This window comes from Mesorhizobium sp. B2-4-19 (assembly GCF_006441315.1).
In the GTDB taxonomy this organism is placed as follows: domain Bacteria; phylum Pseudomonadota; class Alphaproteobacteria; order Rhizobiales; family Rhizobiaceae; genus Mesorhizobium.
The window spans coordinates 199,123-214,562 of record NZ_VFUV01000006.1 but is presented as its reverse complement, the minus strand read 5'-3'; the positions used below and the strand labels follow the sequence as shown (position 1 = coordinate 214,562).

Annotated in this window: 15 protein-coding genes; 8 read left to right on the top strand and 7 right to left on the bottom strand. The window is 64.9% G+C overall.

Annotated features, from left to right (window positions below; translation table 11 throughout):
* The first annotated feature begins 29 nt into the window (after positions 1-29).
* The 4 genes from FJ546_RS13445 to FJ546_RS13430 all read left to right on the top strand — a co-directional run bounded on the left by FJ546_RS13445 (position 30) and on the right by FJ546_RS13430 (position 3,665).
* Positions 30-356 (top strand): NIPSNAP family protein, encoded by a 327-nt coding sequence (locus FJ546_RS13445; protein WP_095775051.1) that lies wholly within the window; start codon positions 30-32, stop codon positions 354-356.
* 9 nt (positions 357-365) lie between these two features.
* Complete coding sequence (locus FJ546_RS13440; protein WP_140889767.1) at positions 366-1,565, top strand: mandelate racemase/muconate lactonizing enzyme family protein; 1,200 nt, start codon at positions 366-368, stop codon at positions 1,563-1,565.
* A gap of 172 nt (positions 1,566-1,737) precedes the next feature.
* A complete protein-coding gene (locus FJ546_RS13435) occupies positions 1,738-3,234 on the top strand; it encodes an aldehyde dehydrogenase family protein (protein WP_140889766.1) in 1,497 nt (498 codons plus the stop codon).
* A gap of 155 nt (positions 3,235-3,389) precedes the next feature.
* Positions 3,390-3,665, top strand: a complete 276-nt coding sequence (locus FJ546_RS13430; RefSeq protein WP_095793388.1) for a hypothetical protein — start codon at positions 3,390-3,392, stop codon at positions 3,663-3,665.
* An 80-nt stretch (positions 3,666-3,745) separates the two neighbouring features.
* Here FJ546_RS13430 and FJ546_RS13425 read toward each other — a convergent pair whose 3' ends face one another.
* On the bottom strand, positions 3,746-4,843 hold the full coding sequence (locus FJ546_RS13425; protein WP_140889765.1) for a CaiB/BaiF CoA-transferase family protein: 1,098 nt from the start codon (positions 4,841-4,843) through the stop codon (positions 3,746-3,748).
* Positions 4,844-4,948: 105 nt separating this feature from the next.
* Between FJ546_RS13425 and FJ546_RS13420 the strand changes: the two genes are divergently transcribed.
* From FJ546_RS13420 to FJ546_RS13410, 3 genes are all read left to right on the top strand, one after another.
* Positions 4,949-5,971 carry an LLM class flavin-dependent oxidoreductase gene (locus tag FJ546_RS13420; protein ID WP_140889764.1) on the top strand — a complete coding sequence of 341 codons (1,023 nt, stop codon included), beginning with the start codon at positions 4,949-4,951 and terminating at the stop codon, positions 5,969-5,971.
* Positions 5,972-6,024: 53 nt separating this feature from the next.
* Complete coding sequence (locus FJ546_RS13415) at positions 6,025-6,672, top strand: ThuA domain-containing protein (RefSeq protein ID WP_140889763.1); 648 nt, start codon at positions 6,025-6,027, stop codon at positions 6,670-6,672.
* A 62-nt stretch (positions 6,673-6,734) separates the two neighbouring features.
* Positions 6,735-7,079: a hypothetical protein gene (locus tag FJ546_RS13410; protein ID WP_140889762.1), complete on the top strand. Its 345-nt coding sequence runs from the start codon at positions 6,735-6,737 to the stop codon at positions 7,077-7,079.
* 86 nt (positions 7,080-7,165) lie between these two features.
* Here FJ546_RS13410 and FJ546_RS13405 read toward each other — a convergent pair whose 3' ends face one another.
* From FJ546_RS13405 to FJ546_RS13385, 5 genes are all read right to left on the bottom strand, one after another.
* Positions 7,166-9,190 carry an amidase gene (locus tag FJ546_RS13405; RefSeq protein WP_140889761.1) on the bottom strand — a complete coding sequence of 675 codons (2,025 nt, stop codon included), beginning with the start codon at positions 9,188-9,190 and terminating at the stop codon, positions 7,166-7,168.
* Positions 9,191-9,309: 119 nt separating this feature from the next.
* Positions 9,310-10,395 (bottom strand): Gfo/Idh/MocA family oxidoreductase, encoded by a 1,086-nt coding sequence (locus FJ546_RS13400; RefSeq protein ID WP_140889760.1) that lies wholly within the window; start codon positions 10,393-10,395, stop codon positions 9,310-9,312.
* A gap of 64 nt (positions 10,396-10,459) precedes the next feature.
* The gene (locus FJ546_RS13395; RefSeq protein WP_140889759.1) at positions 10,460-11,224 is read right to left on the bottom strand and encodes an ATP-binding cassette domain-containing protein; all 765 of its coding nucleotides are present in this window, start codon (positions 11,222-11,224) and stop codon (positions 10,460-10,462) included.
* Positions 11,221-12,225, bottom strand: a complete 1,005-nt coding sequence (locus tag FJ546_RS13390; RefSeq protein ID WP_140889758.1) for an ABC transporter permease — start codon at positions 12,223-12,225, stop codon at positions 11,221-11,223. The genes FJ546_RS13395 and FJ546_RS13390 overlap by 4 nt, the downstream gene beginning before the upstream one ends.
* A complete protein-coding gene (locus FJ546_RS13385; protein WP_140889757.1) occupies positions 12,222-13,205 on the bottom strand; it encodes a substrate-binding domain-containing protein in 984 nt (327 codons plus the stop codon). The genes FJ546_RS13390 and FJ546_RS13385 overlap by 4 nt, the downstream gene beginning before the upstream one ends.
* A 440-nt stretch (positions 13,206-13,645) precedes the next feature.
* Here FJ546_RS13385 and FJ546_RS31590 point away from each other — a divergent pair, with 440 nt between their 5' ends.
* On the top strand, positions 13,646-13,963 hold the full coding sequence (locus FJ546_RS31590; protein WP_246686842.1) for a hypothetical protein: 318 nt from the start codon (positions 13,646-13,648) through the stop codon (positions 13,961-13,963).
* 70 nt (positions 13,964-14,033) lie between these two features.
* Here FJ546_RS31590 and FJ546_RS13375 read toward each other — a convergent pair whose 3' ends face one another.
* The gene (locus FJ546_RS13375; RefSeq protein ID WP_140889756.1) at positions 14,034-15,260 is read right to left on the bottom strand and encodes an alpha-D-ribose 1-methylphosphonate 5-triphosphate diphosphatase; all 1,227 of its coding nucleotides are present in this window, start codon (positions 15,258-15,260) and stop codon (positions 14,034-14,036) included.
* Positions 15,261-15,440 lie beyond the last annotated feature (180 nt).

Here is a 15,440-nt window from a genome sequence, read left to right as displayed (position 1 = left end):
GAGAGGCGAAGAGAGAAACGGACGAAATCATGATCTACGAACTGCGTATCTATGACTGCCTGCCGGGCAGGCTGCCGGCTTTGCTCAAGCGCTTTTCCGACCAAACGCTGGCCATCTGGGAGAGGCATGGCATCCGCCAAGCCGGGTTTTTCACCACGGCGATCGGCGAAAACAGCAATCGCCTCACCTATTTCCTCGCCTGGGAATCGCTGGCCGAGCGTGAGGCGAAATGGTCGGCTTTCGTCACCGATCCGACATGGCACAGGGCCCGGGACGAGTCTGAGCGCGACGGGCAGATCATTGCCAATATCAGCAGCCAGCTGCTCACGCCGACAGCTTTCTCGTCTGTGAACTAGGACTGCGCCATGAAGATCACCGACCTGCGCTGCGCCGTCATCGGGCGGCATCCCATCGTTCGCGTCGTCACTGACGAGGGCCTTTACGGCCTGGGCGAAGTCGAGTTCACAAAGACCTATCTCAAGCCCTTTGTGCTGCATTTCCGCGAGGCGCTGATCGGCGAGGATCCGACCGACGTCGAGCGGGTGATGCTGAAGATCCGCCAGCGCGGCTCGTTCAAGCCCTATGGCGCCGCCGTTTCCGCCATCGAGCACGCCTTGTGGGACATCGCCGGCAAGGCGGCGGGCGTGCCGGTCTACAAACTGCTTGGCGGCAAGGTGCGCGACAAGGTGCGGGTCTACAACGGCTCGATCCGCCGCAAGCGCGCCGGCGACCGGCCGGAGGACTACGCCGCCGACGTCAAATGGATGATGGAGCAGCCGCAGAACTTCTTCATGGTCAAGCAGGGAATCTCGTTCCACTCCAACATGAAGGACAGCATCGAGGGCTTCCATTACGGCGTGACGCAGAAGAAGGCCGGCTATCACGGCGCCATGGATCAGGGCGTGATCAGCGAGCGCGGCTTCAATCACATGCTCGACTGCGTGATCGCGATGAAGGAAGTGCTGGGCGACAAGGTCAGCCTGGCGCTCGACTGCGGCCCGGGCTGGATGCTGCCCGATGCGATCAAGTTCGCTCGCGCGGTCGAGAAGTACAATCTGATGTGGCTCGAGGACATGCTGACCGGCGACTATGTGCCGTGGGTCAATCCGCAGGCCTATCGCGAGCTGACCACCTCCACCTCGACGCCGATCCATACCGGCGAGCAGATCTATCTCAGACACAATTTCAAGGAACTGATCGAGACGCAGGCGGTTCGGGTGATCGGTCCGGACCCGGCCGATATCGGCGGCATTGCCGAGCTCAAATGGGTTGCCGAGCACGCCTATATGCACTCGATCCTGATGGCGCCGCACGGTACCGCGAACGGCCTGCTCGGCCTCGGCGCGCTGATCAATGTCTGCGCCACCTTGCCGGCAAATTACGTGGCGTTCGAATATCCCAGTGCCTCGGACCCGTGGTGGGAGGACCTGGTGATCGGCCTGCCGGCGCAGATCGTCAAGGACAGCATGGTGGACCTGCTCGAAGCGCCGGGCCTGGGGCTCGATATCGATGCCGAAGCGGCCAGGAAGTATCTCAGCGAAGAGGATGCGGGCTTCTTCGACTGAACCATCCTTCTTTCGCCATGCGAGCGGGCGCCTGGCACCCTGCTTCCGACACCCGCCCGGGCGACGCTTGCGGTGCTAAACGTTGCCGGCATGGAGCCCAAGCTCACCTTTCCTTGTTGAGGTCGACCGCGCCGGGAGTAATAGTCGCGGCGGAGTTCGTGAGGAGGAAGAGATGACGCTCAACTTCGACCCGAGGGCGAAGGCCACGACGCTCTACCATGGCGAATTCCGGCCGATGTTCATCGGCGGCAAGTGGGTCGCGGCGCGGTCCGGCCAGGAGATGCAGGCGCTGAACCCGGCGACGGGCGAGGTGCTGGCCACGGTGCCGCGCGGCGGGGCGGCCGATGTCGACGCGGCGGTGGCCGCCGCACGCGCGGCCTTCGAAGGACCGTGGTCGAAATTCTCGCCCTATGAGCGGCAATGCGTGCTGTTGCGCATCGCCGACTTGTTCGAGGCGCATTGGGAAGAGCTCAGCGTTTCCGACACGCTCGACATGGGGCTGCCGATCACGCGCACGCTGGCCAACCGGCGCCGTGTCATCGGCATGCTGCGCTTCTATGGCGGCATGGCGACGGCGCTGCATGGCGAGGCGATCGAGAATTCGATCCCTGGCGAGATCGTCTCCTTCACGAGACGCGAGCCGGTCGGCGTCGTCGGCGCAATCATTCCCTGGAACGCGCCGACCGCCGCTTCGATCTGGAAGATCGCGCCGGCGCTGGCCACCGGCTGCACCATCGTGCTGAAACCTTCCGAGGATGCGTCGCTGACGCCGCTGCTGATCGCCCGGCTGATGCAGGAAGCCGGCGCGCCCGACGGCGTCGTCAACATCGTCACCGGTACCGGGGCGGAGGCCGGCGCGCGGCTCGCCGAGCATCCCGACGTCAACAAGATCGTCTTCACCGGCTCGACGCTGACCGGACAAGCGATCGCGCGGGCGGGTGTGACCAACCTCAAGCGGCTTTCGCTGGAACTCGGCGGCAAGTCGCCGATCATCGTCTGCCGTGACGCCGACATCGACAAGGCCGTTCCGGTCGCGGCGATGGCGGTGTTCGTGCATTCAGGGCAGATCTGCATCGCCGGTTCGCGGCTGTTCGTGGCGCGCGAAATCCACGACGAGTTCGTGCGCCGCGTCGCGGAATTCGCCGGCAGGCTGCGCATCGGCCACGGCATCGAGGCGGAAACCGAAATCGGGCCGCTGATCAATGCCAGGCAGGCCGGCAAGGTGGAGGCCTATATCAAGGCCGGCAGCGACGAGGGCGCGAAACTGGTCGCCGGCGGCTCGCGGCTGACAGGCGCGCTTTATGACGGCGGCAACTTCATCGCGCCGACCGTCTTCGGTTCGGTATCGGACAAGATGACCATTGCGCGGGAAGAGATTTTCGGACCAGTCATCTCGGCTATGCCCTTCGACACGCTCGACGAAGCGGTGGCGCGCGCCAATGCGACGCCCTATGGGCTCGCCGCCGGCATCTTCACCACGCATCTCGGCACCGCGCACAAGCTGGCGCGCCGCATCAAGGCCGGCTCGGTCTGGGTCAACATGTACCATGCCATCGACCCGGCGGTGCCGTTCGGCGGCATGAAGATGTCCGGCTATGGACGCGAGGGCGGCATCGAGCATCTGCATGAGTATCTGGAGACCAAGTCTGTCTGGATCCAGACAGACTGACGGGTGTGTCTCGACACACCCTGGCGCGTGTGATGCGCTGTACAGTTCGCTGCGGCGCAGGCAAATCGCCGGCAGGCGAACCGTTGCCGGGGAACCTTTGTTCGGCTGGTGATTTTTGCCTATAGGAAATGCGAATGGCCAGGAGGGTGTTGCCGATGACGACGAAACGGGTTGCGATCTGCGCTCTTGCCGTGGCGATGGCCTGTGGCATGTCAATGTCGGCATTCGCCGGGTCCAGGCATCGCCACCACCAGGCCGAGCCGGAACGCTACGTTCCCGCCGATGACGATCTCATCGGCTTCCTGTTCGGCGGTCCGCGCTACTACGACCAACAACTGTTCACGACGGCAGCGGGCGCCTGTTCCTACCACCGGGTCGGGCCGGATGCGAACGCGTTGAACAAGATCAACGATCATCATTGCGGGAAATAGCTGGCCGCTTGGCGATCAGCACAAGCCAGTGCCGGGCCCGGCAGCCAATAGCAATTCCAGCAGCCTGAAACTGCCTGATTTCAACGGTTTGCATCGGGACCCGCCAGTTCCGCGCGAATCTCGGTGCCGTGTTCGTCGCGCGCGGGACCTATCATCGGCGTCTTTTGCGCCCATCCGGAAAAGCGCGGAGCAGCGGCTGCCTGCAGGACGCCGTCCACCGCCAGCCAGGAGCCGCGCGCGGCCATGTGCGGATGCTGTGCTGCTTCCCATGGATTGAGCACGGGGGAGACGCAGGCGTCGGAGCCTTCGAACAGGCTGGTCCATTCGTCGCGCGGTTTTGCGGCAAAGATCGCCGCCAGCCGGCTGCCGAGTTCCGGCCAGAGATCACGGTCGAATTGCTTGGCGAATTGCGGATCGGCGGCGAGGCCGAGCCTGTCGAGAAACAGCGCGTAGAATTTCGGCTCGATGCACTGGACGCCGATGAAACCGTCATCGGCGGTGCGATAGACGCGGCACCAGTGCGGTCCGTCGAGAAGGCTTTGGCCGCGTTCGGCGACGAGCGCGCCGGACTGGCCGAGCGCCATCAGCAGATTCATCATGTGGGCCGAGCCGTCGACGATCGCCGCGTCGACCACCGTGCCCTGGCCGCCGGCACGCGCGCTCATGATGGCGGCCAGCATGCCGATCACCAGGTAAAGCGCGCCGCCGCCTATGTCGCCGGTGAGCGTCGGCGGCGCCATGGGCGGCTCGCCCGGCAAGGACGCGTACCACAGCGCGCCGGACACGCCGGTATAATTCAAATCATGCCCGGCGGTGCGGGCGAGGGGGCCGTCCTGGCCCCAGCCGGTCATGCGGCCGTAGACCAGGCTTGGATTGGCCGCAAGGCAGGCCTCCGGGCCGAGGCCGAGGCGCTCCATGACGCCAGGCCGAAATCCCTCGATCAGGCCCTCGGCGGTGGCGATGAGGCGCATCAGCACGGCGACATCCCCGGCATCCCGGAGATCGAGCGCGATGGAGCGCTTGCCGCGATCGAGCAGCGAGCGTTCGGGCAGGCCAGGCACAGGCGCCTGCTTGCGGTGGACGACGATGACATCGGCGCCGAGATCTGCGAACAACATGCCGGCGAAAGGCGCCGGCCCGAGCGCTTCGATCTCGACGATTCGCGTCCCTCTCAGCATTCCACTCTCCACGGCGTTCAAGCCCAGAGTATGGTGCAAGGCGACGGTGTGTAACCCTGCTGTTTTGGCATTGAAGCAAGTGCCGCTCGCATATACTTCAGGGCCATGAAAAAAATCGGTTTCCTGTCATTCGGGCATTGGACGCCCTCGTCGCAATCGCAGGTGCGCTCGGCTTCCGACGCGCTGCTGCAATCCATCGATCTCGCCGTCGCTGCCGAGCAGCTCGGCGCTGACGGCGCCTATTTCCGGGTGCATCATTTCGCCCGCCAGCTCGCTTCGCCGTTCCCGCTGCTGGCGGCGGTGGGCGCCAAGACCAGCCGCATCGAGATCGGCACTGCGGTCATCGACATGCGCTATGAGAATCCGCTCTACATGGCCGAGGATGCGGGTGCCGCCGACATCATCGCCGGCGGTCGGCTGCAGCTCGGCATCAGCCGTGGCTCGCCAGAGCAAGTGATCGATGGCTGGCGCTATTTCGGCTACCAGCCGCAGGAAGGCAAAAGCGACGCCGACATGGCGCGGCATCACGCCGAGGTCTTTCTCGACACGCTGCGCGGCGAGGGTTTCGCGCAACCCAATCCACGGCCGATGTTCCCCAACCCGCCCGGCCTGCTTCGGCTCGAGCCGCATTCGGCAGGTCTGCGCGAGCGCATCTGGTGGGGCGCGGCCACCAACGCCACCTCGGAATGGGCGGCCAAGCTCGGCATGAATCTGCAGAGCTCGACGCTGAAATTCGACGAAAGCGGCAAGCCGTTCCACATCCAGCAGGCTGAACAGATCCGGATCTATCGCGAGGCGTGGAAAGCGGCCGGCCACGAGCGCGAGCCACGCGTCTCGGTCAGCCGCAGCATCTTCGCACTGGTCGACGACCGCGACCGCACCTATTTCGGCCGCGGCAACGAGAGCCGCGACCAGATCGGCTTCATCGAGGAAAATACGCGGGCGATCTTCGGCCGCAGCTACGCCGCCGAGCCTGACGTGCTGATCAAGGAGCTGGCGCAGGACGAGGCGATCGCCGAGGCGGACACGCTGCTGCTCACCGTGCCCAACCAGCTCGGCGTCGACTACAACGCCCACGTCATCGAGGCGATCCTGACCCATGTCGCGCCGGCCCTGGGCTGGCGCTGACGGTCGCGCCATGTAACCATCGATCGCGGTTGGCGATTCAGGAGGTTCACGGCATGGCGAAGAAGGCTTTGATTGCCTGGGGTGGTTGGGAAGGCCACACGCCCGAACGCAGCGCCAACGTCGTCCGCGCGCTGCTTCAGCGCAACGGGTTCGATGTCACGCTGGGCCAGGGTACGGCGATGTTCGCCGATCCGGAACTGCCTTCCTTCGATCTCATCGTACCTGCCATCACCATGTCGACGATCGAAAAGGCCGAGCTGCAGAATCTGACCGCCGCGGTTCGCGGGGGAACAGGCCTCGGCGGCTTCCACGGCACGATGGGCGACAGTTTCCGCAACGAGCCCGACTACCAGTTCATGACCGGCGGCCAATGGGTCGCGCACCCCGGCAACATCATCGATTATCAGGTGGTGATCACTCAGCCCGACGACCCGATTACCAGAGGCGTCGGTGATTTCGCCTACCGGTCGGAGCAGTATTACATGCATGTCGACCCGAGCAACGAGGTGCTGGCGACGACGACCTTCAGCGACGCGCATTTCCCGGGCATCGATGGTGTCGTCATGCCGGTGGTCTGGAAGCGAAGGTATGGCGCGGGAAAGGTGTTCTACAGTTCGCTTGGACACACTGCGGACGAGTTCGCGGTGCCGGAAATGGCGCTGATTGTCGAGCGTGGTTTGCTGTGGGCGGCGCGGGGGTAGCGGCACGCGAAGTCCTGTGAAAAACTGGGCCGAATTCGCTGGGACATCTACGGAGATATCCAATGAGTGATTTCAACTGGTCCATATCCGAGAAGAAGCTCGCGCGCCATGCCTTCGATACGGCTCTTGAGACGGCCCTCGCCAAGACGATGGCCGAATTCAAAAGCAAGGCCGGTGCGGTGACACAGCCCTCCGATATGTGGGAGCTGGAAGACTATTTGCGCGAACGGCGGCGGGACATCGATCGGACGTTCGATTACCGCTATTCCCAGCTTCTCTACGTGTTTGCGCAGCTCATTCGCGCGGGTTATCTCGATGAAAAGCTGCTTGTCGGCTTGTCGCAGGACAAACGAGACGTCATTCAGCGGGACTTGGCCTTTGTGGCGAGTCGCTCGGCCAGCGGATGACGCCGGAAGGATTTCCGTGACGGTCGGTCAAGACCAACCATGGTGGGAAGAATGGCTGGCTTCGCTGCCTTCTTAGTGGTCGGCTCTCATCCAATCCCACCGGTGACCAGATAGCCACCAGCGCTGCGGCCATCTTCCAGCCGTACCACCACTGTCACGATCGAGCCATAGGAGCCGCGCCAGACGCTGTGGAGGCGCTGATGCTCGGCGGCCGGCATGAGTGCACGCCCGCTGAAGCGCGCCCCGGCCCGCTGCATCGCGACCGGCTCTCCGTTGACATGGAGTTTGACGTCGGCGTTTTGGGCTTCGGTTGGCTCAACAGGCAGGTCGAGCGTAACTGTGATCTCGTCCTGATCTCCGGAATTGCGTGTCTCAGCGGCGAGCGCGATGGCAAGTCGCGGCGCCGCGCTGCCACCGGCCTTGGCGCTCCGTCCTGAAAACACGTCATCGGCCAGCTCGGGCGTGCGTGGCGGGCTTGTGCGGCGCTGGGTGGCGCGCTCGAAATCGCCGGCCATGCGCAGCAGGCTTTCGTCGTCATAGGCCTTGCCGGCGAAGGTCAGGCCGACCGGCATGCCGATGTCGGCCATGGTGCCCATAGGCACGGTGACGGTCGGGATGCCGAAATGGCGCCAGACCAGATTGCCGTTGGCGACCCAGGTGCCGTTGCGCCAGGCGAGGTCCGCAGACGCCTCGTCGATGTCGGCGTCGGCCGGGCCGACATCGGCGGCGGCGGGCAGCACCACGGCGTCGATGCCTTGCGCGTCGAGCCAGTCCTCGAAATCGATCCGCCGTGTCGTTTCCAGCCCTTTCAGGCCGTCTTCAAGCGTCGGGATGTCCCTGAAGGGCGTGATGCCGGATTTGGCGCGTTCGACATAGTCCGCCAGGTCGAAGCCGCCCTCATAGCGGTCGGGCAGCGTGCCGGGCGGCTGCGGGAAAATCTTCGGGCCATCGACAGAAGCGAGATCGGGCAGGACCGGGTCGGCGTTGGCGCGCAGGAAATCGTCCCAGCCCCAGATGCAGAGATCCCAGATTTCGCGGTCGGCGAAATCCGGCGGCACCAGCCCGCGCTCGACCATTGTGCGGGCGCCGGGGAGGTCGCGCTCGTAGTTGGAGACGACGGGAAAATCGACCTCCACCACTTCGGCGCCAAGCCGCTTCAGATCGGCCGCTGCCTGTTCCCACAGGGCGAGTACCGAGGCACGGGTTTCGATCGGTTTGTCGGCCTCGCTGTCGCGGCCGATATACATTTTGGGCACGCCGAGCCGCTTGCCTTTCAGCGCGCCCGCAAGCATCAGATCGGTATAGCGCTGCGGCCGCACTTGAGAGCTTTTCGGCAGTGCGACCCAAGGCTGCGCACGCCAGAAATCGCCTCGCGTCTGCGGGTCGTCGGCGACGATCACGTCGAGCAGTTCGAGCATGTCAGGCATGGTCCGCGTGTGCGGCACCACGACATCCATGGTCGGCAGCGGCCAGTTGCCGCGCACGGAAATGACGCCGCGCGACGGCGTGTAGGCGACCAGCGCATTGTTGGTGGCCGGCGCGCGGCCGGACGACCAAGTCTCCTCGCCGAGCCCGAAGGCGCAGAAGCTGGCGGCCGTTGCGGTGCCCGAGCCATTGGACGAGCCCGAGGCGAAGGCGGCGGTCAGGTAATCGGCATTGTAGGGGCTTTCGGCGCGGCCATAGACGCCGCGCTGCATGCCGCCATTGGCCATCGGTGGCATGTTGGTGAGGCCGATCAGCACCGCGCCGCCGGCGCGCAGCCGGGCGATGGTGAAGGCGTCCTCATTGGCGACCAGATGCTCGAAGGCCGGCGAGCCGGCCGCGACCGTCAGGCCCTTGACCTTGTAGCTGTCCTTGGCGGTGTAGGGGATGCCGTCGAGCGGCCCGAGCAAGGCATTGTTGCGCCGGCGTTGGTCGGAAGCCGCTGCTTCTTCGAACATCGACGGATTGAGCACCGGGACGGCGTTGAGGCTGATGCCATGCCGGTCGAAATGCGCGATCCGCCTGAGATGCGCCGCGACCAGCTCGACGCTGGTGACCGTGCCGCCATCGAGCGCGCGGCGCAGTTGGTGGATCGTCGCTTCGACGAGATGAAGGGCGGCATCGGTCATCACGGGTTCCAGGCTGTTGTCTGTACGCCATGGATGAGCGAGCCCGCCGGCTTCGGCAAGGGCCAGCAGTCAATCTTTGTCGGAACGCGTTGTTCCTGCGGGTGCCCTGGCGGCAGGGCTCAGGCGTCTCCGCCGCTTTCCTTCATACGCCCTATGATATCGGCCATCAGCGCCAGGTCGCGGCGGGAATCGGCGAGGTCGGTCAGCGGCTTGGTGCCCTCGATGATATGCCGATGGAAAATCTCCAGTTCGTTGGAGAAAGCATCGCCGTAAAGCGGCCCGAAGCTTTTCGTCACCGGGCCGAGCGGGCCGGCTTCGGTGACCTCCAGCCGGGTCGGCAGGCTGCGGATGTAGGGCGTGTCGTAGATGATGCGCACGCGCCTGGTGTTGGAGCGCACTTCGATCATGGCATCGAACAGGCCGAGGTCGTCGACGACAGCATCATAGAGACAGGCGAAATGGCCGTAGTCGAAGGTGACCGACGTGTTGGCGCCGCCATTGGTGCGGTGCGCGGCAACCACGCCCTTGGGCTCGCCGATGAGCCCGCGCATCGCCGAGATGTGGTGCGAGGACAGTGCGGTCAGCCCCCGATAGGCGCGCACCAGGTCGGCCGGCGCGTCGGTGCCGACAACCTCGCGGATCAGCGCGTCCCGCTCCCTGGCGCCGCGCGCCAGCAGGGCAGGGTCGATGTCGTTGGGATAGAGGATGTTCTGGCTCTTCTTCAGGAAATGCCGGCCCTCCGAGATCAGGTCGAAGATGCGGACATGGGTGATGTCGGCATGATCAGGCAGTTCGTCTCTCGCCTGGAGATAGGCCGGCGCGTAGCGGCGCATATAGCCGACGAACAGGGTCTTCCCGTAGGCCGGCATCAGCGCCAGCAGATCGTCGATCTCGCGCACCGTGAGACAAGCGGGCTTTTCCAGCAGGATGTGCTTGTCGGCAGCAATCGCCGCGCGGACGAAGCGGCTGTGGGTGTCGTCCGACGACAGCACGAAGACGACGTCGATGTCGGGTGAATTGATCAGCGCCTCGGCCGTGTCGAAGGCTCTTGCGGCATACTCGGATGTGATGAGCGCCACCAGGCTTGGCGAGACGTCGTAGACGCCCGCGATTACCCAGCGGTCGCGCTGGTCAGCCAGAACGGGCAGATGGATCGACTGCGCGACCTCCCCAAGACCCACAAGCCCGACACGAAGTGGCGCCACTCTCAAACTCCCTTGATTTCATTTGCGGCCGATGCGGCCAACGATTGATTTCACAGTTGGGCGATCACGCCGCTCCGGTGACCAGCGCGACCAGTTCGTTGCCTGACGTCTCGGAGGCACGCACAGTCGCGGCCATCTTTCCCGCCCGCATCACCCAGATCTGGTCGGACAGGCGCCGCACCTGATCGAAATTGTGGCTGACCAGGATGACCGAGACCGACTGTTCGCGCAGGCGGCGGATCAACGCCTCGACATTGGCGGTCTCCTGCACGCCAAGCGCTGCCGTCGGTTCGTCCATCACCACCAGCTTGGCGCCGGAGCCGACGGCGCGGCAGATCGAGATCGCCTGCCGCTGGCCGCCAGACAGGCGGCGCACACGCTGGTTGATCGACGGCACGTTGATCGACAGGCGCGACAGCATGGAACGGGCCTCGCGTTTCATCGCCTTGCGGTCGAGGAAAGCGAAGGGGCCGATGCGGCGCACGAGCTCGCGGTTGAGGAACAGGTTCTGCGCCACCGTCAGTTCGTCGATCAGCGCCAGGTTCTGGTGCACGGTCTCGATGCCGGCCTTGCGTGCCCCGTCCGGGTTGGAGAAGGGATGCTCGCGGCCATCGAAGACGATCGAGCCGGCATCCGGCACATGCACGCCGACCAGGCAGCGGATCAGCGTCGACTTGCCGGCGCCATTGTCGCCGATGACGGCGGTGACCTCGCCGCGGCGTGCCTGGAAGGCGACGTCGGTGAAGGCGCGCACGCCGCCGAAATGCTTGCTCAGGCCATTGCAGGCGATGATCGCGTCCGAGGCGGAGGAGGGGCTGACGGCGCTCATTTCTGGTACCGCATGATCAGCGCTGCCAGCACCACGATAGCGCCCACGGCAAGCGGTTGGTAGAAGGCCGAGACGTTGAGCAGCGTCAGCCCGTTGACCAGCGCGGTGAGCATCAGCGCGCCGATGGCCGGGCCCAATATGCTGGCGCGGCCGCCGAACAGGCTGACGCCGCCCAGAACCACCGCCGCCACCGAATTCAGGAGCAGGCTGGTGTTGATCTGCGGCTCGGCCGAGCCGATGCGGGCAACCAGAAGAATGGCCGCGATGCCGGCGCAGAAGCCGGAGATGGTGTAGGCGGCGATCTTGACGCGGTTGGTGCGGATGCCGAGCGCGCCGGCGCTTTCGACCTGGCCGCCGGTCGCCAAGAGATGGACGCCGAAGCGCATGTGGTAGAGGGCGATATGCGCCACAATGACGGCCGCGATCGCTACCCAGACCGGATAGCCGAACGGTCCGAACGAGCCCGAAGCGAGCTTCAGCAGGAAGGTCGAGCCGACCATGGTCGGTTCGCCGCCCGACAGGATCAGGCCAAGTCCGGTGATGCCCGACAGCGTGCCGAGCGTCACCACGAAATCGGGGATCTTGCCTGCGGTGATGATGAGGCCGTTGAGGAAGCCGATGGCGCTGGTGGCGAGCACCGCGAGCACGCAGGCGATGAAGATGCCGTAGCCGGCCGCGTTGAGGAGACCGAGGATGATGGCGCCAAGCATGACGGCCGCCGCCAGCGACAGGTCGATGCCTGCCGTCGCGACGACGAAGGTCTGGCCGATCGACAACACGACCAGGATAGCCGCCGCCAGCAGCAGCGCCTGCAGATTGGCGACGCTGAGAAAGACCGGCTGGGCGATGCCGAAGACGATGACGAGACCGACCAGGCCGACGACGGATGCCCAGTCGGCCCAGAAGGAAGGATCCAGGAGGAGAGCCGACAGGGAGGGGCGGCTCTCCTCCGCCGCGCCCGCCGAATGGGCGACGGGCGCGTTGTCCGTGGGATTGCTCACTTCAGCATCTCGCGGAAGGGATCGGGATAATCGCCGCCGGGACGCGGAAAATTCTTCAGCGAGGCGTCGGCATTGTCCTTGTTGATCAGGAGCACGGGTGCGGGCACGTTGGCGGGCAGTTCCTTGCCCTTGGCGGCCAACGCACAGGCTTCGACACCCATGGCGCCGACGACATAGGGATATTGGGCGACGGTGGCCGTGAGTTCGCCTGCCGCGATCGATTTCAGCGCATCGACGATGCCGTCGAGGCCGATCACGTTGACGTCCTTGCCCGAGGTCCGCACGGCGCGTTCGACGCCGAGCGCCATGATGTCGTTGGCGGCGAAGAAGCCGGCGAGATCGGGGTGCGCCGCGAGGATGTCGGTGGCGGCGGTCAACGCCTTCTCACGATCCCAGTCGGCGCTGACCATCACCACCACCTCTAGCTTGCCCTCGACGGCCTGCTTGAAGCCCTTGATGCGGGCATTCGAGCCGACATCGCCGACGATGCCGGCGATCAGCGCCACCTTGGAGCCCTTCGGTACCAGCTTCAGCATTTCCTCGCCGGCCAGCGCGCCGGCGGCGACATTGTCGGTGCCGATATAGGTCGAGACGGCAAAGCCGGCGGCCTTGGCCTGTTCGGCGTCGATGGTCGAGTCGATGTTGACGATCGGCTTCTTCTTCTGCGCGACCGGCACCAGCGCCTGGACGAGGTTGGAGACGCTGATCGGGTTGACCAGGTAGCAATCGAAGTCCTGCATGGCCATGGCGGTCAGGCGGTCGGCCTGGCCGGTGGCGTCGCCCATATTGGCGGCGGCTTGGACGCTGACATTGACGCCACTGGCCTTGCCTTGCTCCTCGACGCCCTTCTGCATGGTCTGGAAGAAGGGGTTGTCGAGGCCTTTGACGATGGCCGCGACCTTGGCCGCGTCCTCGGCGTGGGCCGAGACGATGGTTGCCAGCAGGCCCGCGCCAAGCGTCAGGCCGTTGAAGATACGCATTTTGTTCCTCCGCTTCTTGATTGTTGGACGTGTCTTGTCGGCAAGCCCACGGACGCCCGTGGCCGGTGCTGCGAGAGCCATGCTTGCATCGGCAACGCCGCGCGGCCTGCGGCCCGGCGAACGCCAAACGTCTCGCGGACGACGGACCCGGTCGGGACCTTTTCCATGCCAGGCATTTCTCCTCCCAGAGCGCTGACCTAGCCCCATCAGCGTTTGCGCATGTTTTATAAAAAATTGACACGCGTCAAGATTTAAAATGGTGCGAAGCGGTTTTCGCCGATTGGGCCGCAGGGCGCGCGATTTCCGGAATTGCCGGCTCGGCAGGGGCGGGCTCTCACCGGGCTCCGTCGGCACGAACTGCCGCCGGCCCCGTTTGCCGCCAAGCCGCAATCAGTGGGCGCTGCCGTCGCTGTCATCGCCGAGCAACTGTCAGATAAATAATGGAGACCAGAAGTACCAAAACGGCTTGCAAGCGTAAGCTAAAGCTCGCAGAAGTTGTGCAAAAAAGCATGCCGTTTGAGAAGGCTTATACCGTCATCCAGCATGAAGGGGGAATCATGCCTGACCAGAATGCCATGATCCGCGCAGCCGTCGGACGGCTGCTTTCCGAGAAGACCGGAGTCGCGGTCATTTCCATGAAAGAGAGTATCACCGAGTTGCTGGCAAGGACCGGCGCGGCGCTCACCATCGAAACCCTGCAGGACATGCTGCTGGAAATGGCCGAAGTGCGCGGCATGACGGTCGTGCTCGACGTTTAGAGCTTCGCCTTGTCCCGGAAACGGCGAGCTGCTCCAACTCTTGTTTTGACGCAATTCCCAACGGAATGCGCTACGCGCTTTCCGGGACGGCAGCCGGTAGCCGTTCAGCCGCGACGGGGCCAAGGCGTTCTGCCTTGCCCGCTGTTGCAAGCGTGCCATCACCGTAGATCATGCGGCCGGCACGGAAGGTGGCGCGGACGCGTGGCACGGGATGGCGGTCGGCCACCACGAAATCGGCCAGAAGGCCGGGCTCGATGGCGCCGCGATCGGTGAGCCCCAGGGCGTTGGCCGGGTTGGCGCTTGTCAGCGCCGCCGCCGCCGCGAGGCCATTGCCCCGCAGCTCCGCCAGGCCGAGCACGGCCGGCAGGATGGACGCCGGATGGTAGTCGCTGGCCAGCATGTCGAGCAACCCGGCTTCATAGGCCTGCCGGGCGGAAAGATTGCCGGAATAGGACTCGCCGCGCAGTGCGTTGGGCGCTCCCATGGCGGTATGCATGCCGAGCCTGCGGGCCTCCTGCGCCGCTTCCAGGGTCACCGGGAATTCGCTGAGCGCCGCGCCCAGGCCATGCACCAGTTCGACCTTTTCCAGCGTGTCGTCGTCATGCGAGGCGAGGACGATGCCGGCGGCCCGGGCACGCGTCGACAGGTCCTGCAGGGCGTTCAGCACATCGCCTTGCCCTTCGCGGCCCGCCATGCGCTTGCCGACGACCTCGGAAGCCGCGGCAACCGACATGCCGCGCTCCTTGGCGATGCGGGCAATGTAGAGCTCGACGTCGCGGTATTGCCCCTGTCCGGGCGTGTGGTCCATCAGCGAGATCAAATGCAGCCTGCCGGCGTCCATCAGCTTGCGCAGCGTGGGAAGCGCCGGGGTGAAGGTCACTTCGAAGCGGGCGTGGATGCGGTGGTCGACCAACAAGTGGTCCTTCAGCCCGGCAATGGTGCCGATGATTTCCGTCGTATGGTCTTCCGAGCGCAGCACGCCGCTGGTGACGCTGGCGCCGATGAAGGAGAGCGCGGCATAGGCGGTGGTGATGCCGCAGGAGGCGAGCTTCTTGTCGAGCTCGGCAATGCCGACCCGCATCGGTACATGCACGCCGATGCGCGGCTCGACTTCCCTCTCCACCATGTCGCCATGCATGTCGATGAAGCCGGGCAGCAGCAGGCGGCCGCCGCCCTCGATGTCGGCGTGTCCGACAGGCTTCTCGCGGATCTCGGCGATCCGGCCGTTCTCGATCCTGACGGCGCCGTTGGGGATGACGCGGTCGCGCAGGACAATTTCGAATTCACTCAGCCACATGTCATGTCTCTTGCAAGGCAGCGATTTCAAGGTGGATTTCGCGGGCGACAAGGTCGGCGCATCGTTGGGATGATGAAAGACGCCGATCATGGCGACGATGCGCCGGCTTGCCGACGCCTCGATCACGATCTCTCCAGAACATGTTTTCTAGTTCACTCGAATGCCGGTTTCCATTTGATT

Excerpts from the sequence above, each read along its gene's own strand:
- FJ546_RS13445 (WP_095775051.1), top strand. The coding sequence starts at position 30 with ATGATCTACGAACTGCGTATCTATGACTGCCTGCCGGGCAGGCTGCCG.
- FJ546_RS13395 (WP_140889759.1), bottom strand. The coding sequence starts at position 11,224 with ATGAGCGCCGTCAGCCCCTCCTCCGCCTCGGACGCGATCATCGCCTGC.
- FJ546_RS13420 (WP_140889764.1), top strand. The coding sequence starts at position 4,949 with ATGAAAAAAATCGGTTTCCTGTCATTCGGGCATTGGACGCCCTCGTCG.
- FJ546_RS13430 (WP_095793388.1), top strand. The coding sequence starts at position 3,390 with ATGACGACGAAACGGGTTGCGATCTGCGCTCTTGCCGTGGCGATGGCC.
- FJ546_RS13375 (WP_140889756.1), bottom strand. The coding sequence starts at position 15,260 with ATGTGGCTGAGTGAATTCGAAATTGTCCTGCGCGACCGCGTCATCCCC.
- FJ546_RS13405 (WP_140889761.1), bottom strand. The coding sequence starts at position 9,190 with ATGACCGATGCCGCCCTTCATCTCGTCGAAGCGACGATCCACCAACTG.
- FJ546_RS13415 (WP_140889763.1), top strand. The coding sequence starts at position 6,025 with ATGGCGAAGAAGGCTTTGATTGCCTGGGGTGGTTGGGAAGGCCACACG.
- FJ546_RS13410 (WP_140889762.1), top strand. The coding sequence starts at position 6,735 with ATGAGTGATTTCAACTGGTCCATATCCGAGAAGAAGCTCGCGCGCCAT.
- FJ546_RS13385 (WP_140889757.1), bottom strand. The coding sequence starts at position 13,205 with ATGCGTATCTTCAACGGCCTGACGCTTGGCGCGGGCCTGCTGGCAACC.
- FJ546_RS13440 (WP_140889767.1), top strand. The coding sequence starts at position 366 with ATGAAGATCACCGACCTGCGCTGCGCCGTCATCGGGCGGCATCCCATC.
- FJ546_RS13425 (WP_140889765.1), bottom strand. The coding sequence starts at position 4,843 with ATGCTGAGAGGGACGCGAATCGTCGAGATCGAAGCGCTCGGGCCGGCG.
- FJ546_RS13435 (WP_140889766.1), top strand. The coding sequence starts at position 1,738 with ATGACGCTCAACTTCGACCCGAGGGCGAAGGCCACGACGCTCTACCAT.
- FJ546_RS31590 (WP_246686842.1), top strand. The coding sequence starts at position 13,646 with ATGGAGACCAGAAGTACCAAAACGGCTTGCAAGCGTAAGCTAAAGCTC.